Source organism: Micromonospora chalcea (assembly GCF_002926165.1).
GTDB classification, from domain to species: domain Bacteria; phylum Actinomycetota; class Actinomycetes; order Mycobacteriales; family Micromonosporaceae; genus Micromonospora; species Micromonospora chalcea.
Map to the genome: position 1 here is coordinate 1 of NZ_MAGP01000030.1, position 10212 is coordinate 10212.

13 protein-coding genes and 1 pseudogene are annotated in these 10212 nt (G+C 72.8%); 12 read left to right on the top strand and 2 right to left on the bottom strand.

The genetic code is table 11. The features are described from left to right. The coding region (locus BAW75_RS04320; protein WP_146074796.1) for a GntR family transcriptional regulator at positions 1-97 on the bottom strand (97 nt) is incomplete at its 3' end. Positions 98-195: 98 nt separating this feature from the next. Between BAW75_RS04320 and BAW75_RS04325 the strand changes: the two genes are divergently transcribed. The 7 genes from BAW75_RS04325 to BAW75_RS04355 all read left to right on the top strand — a co-directional run bounded on the left by BAW75_RS04325 (position 196) and on the right by BAW75_RS04355 (position 5150). Then, positions 196-879 carry a FadR/GntR family transcriptional regulator gene (locus BAW75_RS04325; RefSeq protein ID WP_104112725.1) on the top strand — a complete coding sequence of 228 codons (684 nt, stop codon included), beginning with the start codon at positions 196-198 and terminating at the stop codon, positions 877-879. Positions 880-919: 40 nt separating this feature from the next. After that, positions 920-1390, top strand: coding sequence for a large conductance mechanosensitive channel protein MscL (gene mscL, locus BAW75_RS04330; RefSeq protein ID WP_104112726.1), 471 nt, complete (start codon positions 920-922; stop codon positions 1388-1390). A gap of 77 nt (positions 1391-1467) precedes the next feature. Continuing rightward, a complete protein-coding gene (locus BAW75_RS04335; protein WP_026268772.1) occupies positions 1468-1716 on the top strand; it encodes a hypothetical protein in 249 nt (82 codons plus the stop codon). 29 nt (positions 1717-1745) lie between these two features. Continuing rightward, positions 1746-2111, top strand: coding sequence for a hypothetical protein (locus BAW75_RS04340; RefSeq protein WP_069088720.1), 366 nt, complete (start codon positions 1746-1748; stop codon positions 2109-2111). 234 nt (positions 2112-2345) lie between these two features. Next, positions 2346-2639 (top strand): hypothetical protein, encoded by a 294-nt coding sequence (locus tag BAW75_RS04345; protein WP_043327445.1) that lies wholly within the window; start codon positions 2346-2348, stop codon positions 2637-2639. After that, entirely contained in the window at positions 2636-3259 is a 624-nt protein-coding gene (locus BAW75_RS04350; protein WP_104112727.1) for an RNA polymerase sigma factor, read from the top strand. Before BAW75_RS04345 ends, BAW75_RS04350 begins: the two co-directional genes overlap by 4 nt. Further along, positions 3246-5150: a GGDEF domain-containing phosphodiesterase gene (locus BAW75_RS04355; RefSeq protein ID WP_104112728.1), complete on the top strand. Its 1905-nt coding sequence runs from the start codon at positions 3246-3248 to the stop codon at positions 5148-5150. Before BAW75_RS04350 ends, BAW75_RS04355 begins: the two co-directional genes overlap by 14 nt. 7 nt (positions 5151-5157) lie before the next feature. Here BAW75_RS04355 and BAW75_RS04360 read toward each other — a convergent pair whose 3' ends face one another. Next, complete coding sequence (locus BAW75_RS04360; RefSeq protein ID WP_064448384.1) at positions 5158-6372, bottom strand: benzoate/H(+) symporter BenE family transporter; 1215 nt, start codon at positions 6370-6372, stop codon at positions 5158-5160. Between the two features lie 57 nt (positions 6373-6429). Between BAW75_RS04360 and BAW75_RS04365 the strand changes: the two genes are divergently transcribed. The 5 genes and pseudogenes from BAW75_RS04365 to BAW75_RS04385 form a co-directional block, all read left to right on the top strand. Continuing rightward, positions 6430-6993 carry a helix-turn-helix domain-containing protein gene (locus BAW75_RS04365; protein ID WP_104112729.1) on the top strand — a complete coding sequence of 188 codons (564 nt, stop codon included), beginning with the start codon at positions 6430-6432 and terminating at the stop codon, positions 6991-6993. A gap of 93 nt (positions 6994-7086) precedes the next feature. Further along, positions 7087-7806: a PP2C family protein-serine/threonine phosphatase gene (locus BAW75_RS04370; protein ID WP_013283512.1), complete on the top strand. Its 720-nt coding sequence runs from the start codon at positions 7087-7089 to the stop codon at positions 7804-7806. Positions 7807-7858: 52 nt separating this feature from the next. Continuing rightward, positions 7859-9058 (top strand): GNAT family N-acetyltransferase, encoded by a 1200-nt coding sequence (locus tag BAW75_RS04375; protein WP_104112730.1) that lies wholly within the window; start codon positions 7859-7861, stop codon positions 9056-9058. A gap of 39 nt (positions 9059-9097) precedes the next feature. Next, on the top strand, positions 9098-9847 hold the full coding sequence (locus BAW75_RS04380; protein WP_104112731.1) for a ZIP family metal transporter: 750 nt from the start codon (positions 9098-9100) through the stop codon (positions 9845-9847). 122 nt (positions 9848-9969) lie between these two features. After that, positions 9970-10212 (top strand): annotated as a pseudogene (locus BAW75_RS04385) (hypothetical protein); the annotation flags it as partial.

The following is a 10212-nucleotide window of genomic DNA, read 5'->3' on the forward strand; positions in this document are numbered from 1 at the left end:
GGCCCACGCCGAGCTCGGCGACGAGTTGCGGCTCGGTGGGGATGCGCCCGCCCACCGGCCACTCGCCGCCGAGGATGCGCTCCCGGAGCTGCTCGATGGTCTGGCGGACCCGGTGACCGCGCGGCGGGCGCGGGTGGCGGAGTCATGACCTCGAACCTACAATCATGGGATGAATTTCGGCACGAGGTGTAACCGGTGACACCCGCCGTGGATTCCGTCGTCGTGCCGCCGCGCGGTCACCGGGTCCGCCAGACCATCGAGCAGCTCCGGGAGCGCATCCTCGGCGGCGAGTGGCCGGTGGGCGGGCGCATCCCCACCGAGCCGCAACTCGTCGCCGAGCTCGGCGTGGGCCGGAACACGGTCCGCGAGGCGGTCCGGGCGCTGCTGCACGCCGGGGTGCTGGTGTGCCGGCAGGGCTCCGGCACGTACGTGGTGTCGACCGACGAGCTGGCCCCGGTGGTGGCCCGCCGGCTCACCGACGACCGGATGACCGAGGTGATCGAGGTCCGGCGCGCGTTCGAGGTGGAGGCCGCCCGGCTCGCCGCGTTGAGGCGTACCCCTGAGGACCTGGTGGCGCTCGACGGCGCGCTCGCGGCCCGCGAGGCCGCGTGGCGCGGCGGCCGGGTGGACGAGTTCGTCGAGGCGGACGCCGCGCTGCACACGGCAGTGGTGGCGGCCGCGCACAACGCCATGCTGGCCGAGCTGTACGCCTCGGTCGGCGCCGCGCTGCGCAGCACCGTGGCCCAGGCGATGGGCGAGGCGCTGACCCCGGAGCGGTACGTGGATCACGGCCGGCTGGTGGAGGCGATCCGGGCCGGCGACCCGCAGCGGGCGGCGATCGAGGCCGGTGCTTTTCTCGAAGGGCCCGCCGGGGCATAGGTTGTCCCCGACGCAGACTCATCAGGGCACGGGAGTACGGATGCTCAAGGGCTTCAAAGACTTCATCATGCGCGGCAACGTCGTCGACCTGGCGGTCGGTGTCGTCATCGGCGCGGCTTTCACCGGCGTGGTGACCCAGCTCACCAAGTCGTTCCTGGAACCGCTGGTACGCGTGTTCATCGCGCTGATCACGGGCAGCAAGAACGGGCTCACCGGCTCGACGCCGACGTTCCGGGGCATCCCGTTCGACTGGGTGGCATTCGTCAACGCGGTGATCACGTTCGCGCTCACCGCGGCGGCGCTGTACTTCCTGGTCGTCTACCCGATGAACCGGCTCGCCGAGCGCCGCAAGCGCGGCGAGGAGCCGCCGCCCTCGGCCCCGAGCGAGGAGGTCAAGCTGCTCACCGAGATCCGCGACGCGCTGCTGGCCGGCAACCACGGCACGCCGGGCCAGCGCAGCGCCCTGGAAGACGTGCTCGGCCGCCGGCAGGAGCCGCCCTCGCCGCGCTGACGCCATAACCGATCGGCCCTCGCGGGAATCCCGCGGGGGCCGACGTGTATCGAACACATGTTCGATAGAGTCCGGGCATGGAGCAGCGTAGGCACTGGTGGAACGGGAAATGGGGACGGCTCGCCCGGCGTGACGTCTTCCTCCGGGTGGACGGCGACCGCTGGCACGTGGAGCAGCGGGCCGGCGGCGCCGAGGGGGTTTCCCGGTTCTACGAGCACGCCAGCGTCGAGGAGGCGGAGGAGACGGTCCGGGCGCTGCTGGACGGCACCGACACGTGGCGCGAGCTGTCCCCCCGCCCGCCGGGCGGCTGGGCCCCGTCCGTTTAGCGCCCGCGTGACCCGGGAACCGCTGCCGTATGAGCCAGCAGCAGGACACCGTCTCCCGGGTCACCACCGGCATGCGGGTGGTCGACTCCGCAGGCGTCGAGGTGGGCACAGTCGATCTCGTCCAGCGCGGCGACCCGGCCGCGGTGACCGTGCAGGCGCCCGCGCCGGTCGACCCCGGCAGCAGCCTGGACGAGCTGATCGAGTCGGCGGCGGTCGAGGAGCCGGACGTGCCGGCCGACCTGGCCGCACGGCTGCTGCGCGACGGCTATCTCAAGGTCTCCACCGACCTGGTCCGCACCGGCGCGGTCTACGTGCTGGCCGACCGGATCGCCGCGGTGCACGACGGCGCGGTACGCCTCACCGTCCCGGCCACGGAGCTGCCCGCCGAGGAGTGACGCCCGCCGAGGTGATGGATTTGTCACCCGCAGTAATAGGTGATCAATGCAAGTTGCCCGGAAAAGCCGCCCGTCAATCCCCTTGCGCAGAGTCTCAATGCCATGACTTTGCGCTTTAATCGCTGATGAACGACTTGATCGTTGATCTTCAAAAACATTGCGCGTGTTCTGGTATCTACATCGGCCTCTCGCCACGGATAGTAATTGGCGAACCAAGGGGGCCGAGGGGGAACAATGAACGAAGCGCTGGCGGAACCGCTCACCGGATATCAGGTGGTGGCCGTGGCCACTGCCGTCGCCGGAGTGGTGGCGGGCCTGGTGCGGGCCTACGTGGCATACCGCGCCCGCATGAACGAGGAACGCGAGGCGACAACACGCACCACAGCGCGGGTCACGTGGCTGATCCGGCTGGCCGAGGCGGACCATGACGTCGTACGGATCGTGGAGCGCGATCGCGACGGGCATCGGGAGGTCGAACTGGGCGGGCGCGGCGCGTCGAAGCCCGGCCCCGTCGAGGAGGCGGCGTGACAGACATCAAGGGCACCGCCGCTCTCACACCGGATCCCGACGACAACGACGCTCTGCGCGAGGCGGAGGCGGCCCGCCTGAAGGCCGTTCACGACCGGGAGTTCGCCGAATTCACCGAAGGCTCGTACCACACCGTGGAACGGATTCTCCGGGCGAGATGCCGGGACCGTCAGGCGGTGGAGGACGCGCTTCACGAAGCCTTTCTGCACGGTCGGGTCGAGTGGTCCAAGCTCCGCGACCACGTCCGGCCGATCGGGTGGATCGTCCGTACGGCGCGGTTCAAGATGTTGAAGGATCACGACCGACGACTGCGGGAGGCCGCGGTGGCGCCGGAGGACCTGCCGCCGTCGTCCCACTCGGACATCGCTGACGCGTGGGAGGCGCAGGAGACGCTGCGCGGCTGGTTGCACCAGTTGCCGGTACGGCACGCCGAGGTGTTCCAGATGTCGAAGGAGGGCTTCTCCAACCAGGAGATCGCCCGCGTCCTCGGCCTGACCGAGAACAGCGTCCGCTCCTACAAGGCCGCCGCCAAGAAGGAGCTGTGCGAACTGGCCGAGAAGGCCGGCTTCACCCGCTCGGAGAGCGAGCGGCGGCAGGGGGCCGGCCGTGGATCTCGATGACATCCTGGCGCTCGCCGAGACCACACCCAGCCCGTTGGAGCTCGCGCGCGCCCGCCGGGTGGCGCGGACCGTGCAGAGCCAGCACGACCTGTCCCTCGCCGAGGGCTACAAGATCATCGTGGACACCGACCTCGCCGATCCCCTGACCTGGGACGCCGACGAGGCCGTCCGGGTCACCCGCGCCGCCCAGTTGGCGAAGCAGGGCACCGTCACCTGGCTGCCAGGCGACCACGACTCGGAGCGTTTCGAGCGGCTCTCCTGGTCCGACGAGATGGCGATGATCGTCGGGCACGCGCCGGGAACGCTCCGCCTCACCCCGCGGACGCTCGCCGACCTCGTTCATCCCGCCGATGTCGAGCGCGTCCTCGCCGCGGTGCGGACGGCGTGGGAACAGAGCCGCCCCGACGAGATCGGCTTCCGGGTGGTCCAGCCCGGAGGCAGCGTCCGCCACGTGTACTGCCACCTCGAGATCCTCACCGACGCGGGCCGGCCGGTCGGCGTCATCGCCACCGGCGAGGACATCACCGCGCTCGAACTCGCCCGCCAGGAGCAACGCCGGCTCGCCGTACGCAGCCGGATGCTCGGCCCCGACCCGGCCGTCCGGGACGTGCTCACCGGGCTCCAGACCCGCGGGTACGTGATCGACGAGGTCGACCGGGGGCGGCGCACCACCGGCGGCGCCCTGATCGTCGTGGCGACCGAACCGGCCACCCGGCTGCCCGACGCGCTGACCGACGAGGACCGCGACCAGGTGACGGCGGAGATCGCCCGGACCCTGCGCGCAGTCGTCGGGGACGGCGTCACCAGCGGGCTGGTGGGTTCCGGCTCGTGGGGCCTACTGCTCGCCCCCCGGGACGACGCGGGGAAGGCCGAGGCCCTGGCCGCCCGGATCGTGGACAAGTTCCGGAACCATCTGTTCAGCGTCCGGCAGAAGCCCCTGCGGCTCAACACCTCGGCCGGCGTGGTCCATTTCGACAACGACATCCCGGACACCGGCTTCGACCTTCTCGTGGACGGCGAGCACGCGGCCCGCGACGCGCACCGCAACGCCACCGCCGTCAAGGTCCTGGAGCGGCCGGTCGCCGAGCGGGAACGGACGGACCGGTGCCGCCGCCGGATTCACCGCGCCGTCTCGGCCAACCGGTTCGCCCTGTACGCCCAGCCCATCATCGATCTCGGGCTCAATCAGGTGGCCCGTCACGAGATTCTGCTGCGCGTTCGCAGCGACACCGGTGAACCGGTCGCGCCGTGGGCCTTTCTCGACATGGCCGAGCGGGTCGGCGAAATCCTGGCGGTGGACAAGTGGGTCATCGACCACGCTCTGGAACTGATCGGCCGCGGAACACAGACCTCCCATTACCAGGTGAACATTTCCGGGAAGTCGCTCGCCGACCCGGGACTGCTCGCTTTCGTGACCGGGGCGATCCACCGGCACCACGTCAAGCCGGAATGCCTGACGTTCGAAATCACCGAGACCGCGCTCATCGAGAACCGCAACGAGGCGCTGGCCTTCGCCACCGGAATCAGAGAGGTCGGCTGCCACCTGGCGCTCGACGACTTCGGCACCGGATACGGCGCCCTCGCCCAGCTCAAATACCTGCCGGTGGACCTGGTGAAGATCGACGGCGCGTTCATCGTCGACCTGTGCCGATCGCCGGCCGACCAGGCTGTGGTGTCGGCGCTCGTCGAACTGTGCCACACGCTCGGCATCCGGGTCGCCGCCGAGTACGTCCAGGACCAGGAGACCCTCGATCTCCTGCGCGCCGCGGAGGTCGACTTCGCGCAGGGCTACCAGATCGGGCGGCCGGAACCGATAACTGTGAGTCAGGAGGAGGTGCAGAGCATCGAACTCGAACTGCGGCTCCCGCCTCAGCAGACCGCCATGGGATGACCGGTCGTCACCCGGCCCGGCTGGGAACCGGCGGGGCGGGTTCCGCCTCGGGCGACCCGGCCGGCGGGGACGCGGCCGCGCGGCGGCGGAACAGCAGCAGCATCAGCCAGCCGGCGACCAGTCCCCAGAACGCGCCGCCCACCCCGAACAGGCTCACCCCGGAGGCGGTGACCACGAACGTCACCACCGCCGCCTCCCGCGCGTCCGGCTGGGCCACAGCTGCCGCGACAGCCCCGGCCAGCGCGCCGAGCAGGGCGAGCCCGGCGACGGCCTCCACCAGCACCGGCGGGGAGAGCAACACCAGTGTGGTGGCCACGCCCGCGCCGAGCCCGAGCAGCGCCAGCCCGATCCCGGCGGTGACCGAGGCGATCCAGCGCCGTTCCGGGTCCGGGTGGGCGTCCGGCCCGGCCGCCAGCGCGGCGGTGATCGCGGCCAGGTTCACCGCGTGCCCGCCGGCCGGAGCGCCGAGGGCGGTGGCGAGCCCGGTCACCCGCAGCGCCGAGCCCAGCGGGGCCCGATAGCCGTAGCCGGCGAGCACGGCGGTGCCGGGCACGTTCTGGGCGGCCATGGTGACCAGGAACAGCGGCAGGGCGAGCCCGACGACGGCGGGCAGCGTCCAGGCCGGCGCGGTGAGCGCGACGACCGGCGCGGCGTCCATCCGGGCCGGGCCGGAGGTGGTGAGCGCGATCGCGACCACTGCCACGGCGAGCGCGCCGGGTACCGCCCAGCGGCGGGCGAACCGGTGCAGCAGCAGCCAGACCAGTACCACCGGCCCGGCCAGCCGGGGCACCTCCACGAGGGCGCGTACGGGCGCCGTACACAGCGGCAGCAGCACCCCGGCGAGCATGGCGGAGGCGATCGGGCCGGGGATCGCGGCGACCGCGCGGCCGAGCGCGGGGATCAGCCCGGCGGCGACGATCAGCAGGCCGGCGAGCAGGAACGCGCCGACCGCGGCGGGCCAGCCGCCGGTGACCGGCCCGGTGGCGACGAGCAGCGCCGCGCCCGGCGTGGACCAGGCGATCGACAGTGGCAGCCGGTGCCGCAGGCCGAGCCAGACCGCGCAGGCGCCACTGGCGACGCAGAGCGCGAGCAGGCCGGAGGCGGCCTGGTCCCGGTCGGCGCCGACGGCGCGCAGCCCGGCCAGGACGACTGTGAACGAGCTGGCGAAGCCGACCAGGGCGGTCACCACGCCGGCCAGGACGGGTTGGAGCCGACCCCCCATGCTCTCCTCCTCCGCCGTTCCGTTTACGGAACGGCACGGTGTAGCACGATAGCCCTCATGACAGCCGCCGCACCACCCGATGACCGGGGCGCCCGGGAGGTCGGCCGGCGCATCCGCTCGCTCCGCACCGAACGGGGCATCTCCCTGTCCGAGCTGGCCCGCCTCGCGGGCGTCGGCAAGGCCACGCTGTCCGGCCTGGAGAACGGCGTACGCAACCCCCGGCTGGAGACCCTGTACGCGATCACCGCGCAGCTCGGCGTGCCGCTGACCGCCGTACTCTCCGCGCCCGAGCAGGCACCGACCGTACGCGGGGCGGCTGTCGGCGCCACGCTGCTGGAGGTCTTCAGTGACCGGGAGGCGACCTACGAGCTGTACCGGATGTGCGTCACCCCGGGTCCGGCGCAGCTCTCCCCCGCCCACTCCAGCGGCGTGACCGAGCACGTCACAGTCTTCTCCGGCGTACTGCGCGCCGGCCCGGTCGACGCCCCGCTCACCGCCGGTCCGGGCGGCTACCTGCGGTGGGTCTCCGACGTGCCGCACACGTACGCGGCGGTGGGTGAGGAGGAGGTCCACGCGAGCCTGCTGCTGCGTTATCCTCGACCGTCCACACCGGACAGTTGACGCATACCCAGGATGCAAGCGGATGACATTTCTTTCAGCAGACCCGCCACCGCGTAGAGACGCGGAGCCGTTCTTCTTGGCAAGCTTGTCCTCATGACGCTCATCCTCCGCTCGGCCATCCTCAACGACGTCGGCCTCGTCCGGACCAACAACGAGGACTCCGCCCTCGCCGGTGACCGCCTCGTGGCGGTGGCCGACGGCATGGGCGGGCTCCCCGCCGGCGAGGTGGCCAGCGAGATCGTCATCCGGATCCTGGACGAGCTGACCCCGCCCACCGGCGCCGACGAGGCGGCCGACGCGCTGCGCGCCGTGGTCAGCACCGCCAACCAGCGCATCCGCGCGGCCATCACCGTCGACCCGGCCCGCGACGGCATGGGTACGACGCTGACCGCCGCCCTGCTCGCCGGGGACACCCTGGTGCTCGCCCAGGTCGGCGACTCCCGCTGCTACCTGCTGCGCGACCACGAGCTGACCCAGCTCACCCGCGACGACACGTTCGTCCAGGCGCTCGTCGACCAGGGCGCGCTCTCCCGCGACCAGGCCCGCCACCACCCGCAGCGTTCGCTGGTCACCCGCGCGGTGCAGGGCTCCGACGCGCCGCCCGCCGTCGGGGCGCTCACCGTGTTCCCCGGCGACCGGCTGCTGCTGTGCAGCGACGGCCTCTCCGACTACGTGGAGGACGCCGCCATCGCGGCGGCGCTCGCCACGTACGGCGACCGCCAGCAGTGCGGCGAGCAACTGGTGAAGCTGGCCCACCAGGCCGGCGCGCCGGACAACGTGACTGTGGTCATCTCGGACGTCACCGAGGCGTGAGTCGGCGTCCTTTCCGGTTGCGGAGCGCGCCCGCTGCGGTTGGGATGAACGGATGCACATCCGCCGGCTGGCCGCCGATGAACGACTGACCACCAGCTTCCCGCTCCAGGCGTACGCGTTCGAGGCCTCGCCGATGGGCGCCTCCCGGACCGACCAGTTCCGCGCCTACCTGCCGTACAACGCCGGGAACACGACACTGGTGGCCGAGGAGGACGGCGTCACCGCGGCGGCGGTCTCGGCGATCCCGATGCGGCAGAACCTGCGCGGCGCGGTGCTGCCGATGGCCGGTGTCGCGGGCGTGGCCACCCACCCGCTGGCCCGCCGGCGCGGACACGTCCGCACGCTCATGCACCAGCTCCTCGACGGCATGCGGGACGAGGGGCAGCAGCTCAGCGCGCTGCACCCGTTCCGCGCCTCGTTCTACGAGCGCTTCGGCTACATCGGGCTGCCCCGGCGGCGTACCGCTGTCTTCTCCCCCGCGGACCTGGCGCCGCTGCTGCGCGCCGAACTGCCGGACGAGCTGGTCTGGGAGCGGATCGGCACCGGCTATGCGCGGTGGCGCGCGTACACCGAACGGTGCCTGCGGGAACGGCACGGCTTCGCGGTCTTCCCGGACTTCCGGGCGGTCGGGCTGCGCGACCGCGACGACCGCTGGCTGGTCAGCGTGGTGCGCGGCGGCGAGACGGTCGGCGCTGTCACCTACCGGATCGACGACCACGCCGGCACGCTGCACGCCGACGACCTGCTCGTCGACGACCCGTACGCCCGGGCGTCGGTGCTCCAGTTCTTCGCCCGGCACGTCGACCAGGTGGCCCGGATCAGCGTCCAGATTCCCCCGGACGAACTGCCGGAGCTGTGGCTCACCGACCTCGACGTGCAGGTGGAGGCGAGGGTGGCCCGGCCCGACCCGACCGCGCCGATGGCCCGGCTGCTCAGCCTGGACGCGCTCGCCGACCAGCCGGTCGGGGTGGGCCGGGTGCTGATCGAGCTGGTCGGCGACCGCTGGCTCGCCGGCCGGCACCTGCTCGACGGCACCACCGGCAAGCTGGCGGTGCTGCCCGCGCAGACCACCGCCGAGGGCGGCGTGCCGGCCGCGCGGCTCACCGCCGCCGGGCTGTCCGCCCTGGCGTACGGGGTGCTCGACCCGGCCGAGGTGGTCGTACGCGGCCTGGGCGACGTGCCGGTGGACGCGGACGGTGAGCTGCGCCGCCTCTTCCCCCGCGAGCTGCCGCACCTGTTCGCCGACTTCTGACCCGGTTGGCGGCACGCGGCCGGGGGTAGGGTCCAGCGCGTGCCGGAATGGCTGGAAGCGGGATTCTGGGGCCTGCTCGCCGGGTCGGCCCTGCTGATCGGGGCGGCCGTCGGGTTCTTCGCGCGCGTACCGCGCCGGACGACCGCCTCGGTGATGGCGTTCGGGGCGGGCGTGCTGCTGTCCGCCGTCTCGTTCGAGCTGATCGACGAGGCGCACGAGCAGGGTGGCCTGCGGCCGGTGGTGATCGGCGCGGCGATCGGCGCGCTCGCGTACACCGGGGCGAACGTCCTGCTGGCCCGGCACGGCGCGCGGCACCGCAAGCGCTCCGGCGACGAGCAGCCCTCCGAGCGGGAACAGCCCGGCTCGGGTACGGCGATAGCGGTCGGCGCGCTGCTCGACGGCGTACCCGAATCGGTGGTGATCGGCGCGAGCCTGCTCGCCGGCGGCCCGGTCAGCCTGGTCACCGTCATCGCGGTGTTCCTCAGCAACGTGCCGGAAGGGCTGTCCAGCGCGGCCGGCATGCGGCAGGCCGGGCGCACCCGGCGCTACGTGTTCGGGCTGTGGACGGCCATCGCGTTGATCTCCGGCGCGGCGGCGCTGGCCGGGTACACGCTGCTCGGCGGCGAGCCGCCCGAGGTGCTGGCGACGATCACCGCGCTCGCGGCGGGCGCGATCCTCGCGATGATCACCGACACGATGGTGCCGGAGGCGTTCGCGGACGCGCACCTGCTGGTCGGGCTGATCACCGTGCTCGGCTTCCTGGTCGCGTTCGCGCTGTCGCACGCCTGACCGTCGCGCGCTTTGCCGGGGCCGCTGCCTGCGGCCACGCGGCCGCCGGCTCAGGCTTAGCGGCGGGTTAAGGATCGGCTGGGGAGTCGTGCCGGGGCGGCCGGTCCTCCTAGCATCGGGCGGTGCACGTGAAGTCGGCTGTCACTCTGCTCGTCCTCGCCCTGGCGACGGCGACGCTGCCCGCCTGCGGCGGCGACGATCCGGCCCCCGCGCCCGCCGCCGACGCCGGCTCGTCGGCCGGTCCGGCAGCTGACCCCTCGCCCGCCGCGAGCGGGCGGGCCGGGCTGGGCAGCGCCCGGCCGAGCCCCCCCCCCGCCACCGTGGCGTTCCGCGCCGGCAGCGACGCCGGCCGGGCGCTGCCCAGC

Excerpts from the sequence above, each read along its gene's own strand:
- mscL (WP_104112726.1), top strand. The coding sequence starts at position 920 with ATGCTCAAGGGCTTCAAAGACTTCATCATGCGCGGCAACGTCGTCGAC.
- BAW75_RS04335 (WP_026268772.1), top strand. The coding sequence starts at position 1,468 with ATGGAGCAGCGTAGGCACTGGTGGAACGGGAAATGGGGACGGCTCGCC.
- BAW75_RS04340 (WP_069088720.1), top strand. The coding sequence starts at position 1,746 with ATGAGCCAGCAGCAGGACACCGTCTCCCGGGTCACCACCGGCATGCGG.
- BAW75_RS04345 (WP_043327445.1), top strand. The coding sequence starts at position 2,346 with ATGAACGAAGCGCTGGCGGAACCGCTCACCGGATATCAGGTGGTGGCC.
- BAW75_RS04360 (WP_064448384.1), bottom strand. The coding sequence starts at position 6,372 with ATGGGGGGTCGGCTCCAACCCGTCCTGGCCGGCGTGGTGACCGCCCTG.
- BAW75_RS04365 (WP_104112729.1), top strand. The coding sequence starts at position 6,430 with ATGACAGCCGCCGCACCACCCGATGACCGGGGCGCCCGGGAGGTCGGC.
- BAW75_RS04370 (WP_013283512.1), top strand. The coding sequence starts at position 7,087 with ATGACGCTCATCCTCCGCTCGGCCATCCTCAACGACGTCGGCCTCGTC.
- BAW75_RS04375 (WP_104112730.1), top strand. The coding sequence starts at position 7,859 with ATGCACATCCGCCGGCTGGCCGCCGATGAACGACTGACCACCAGCTTC.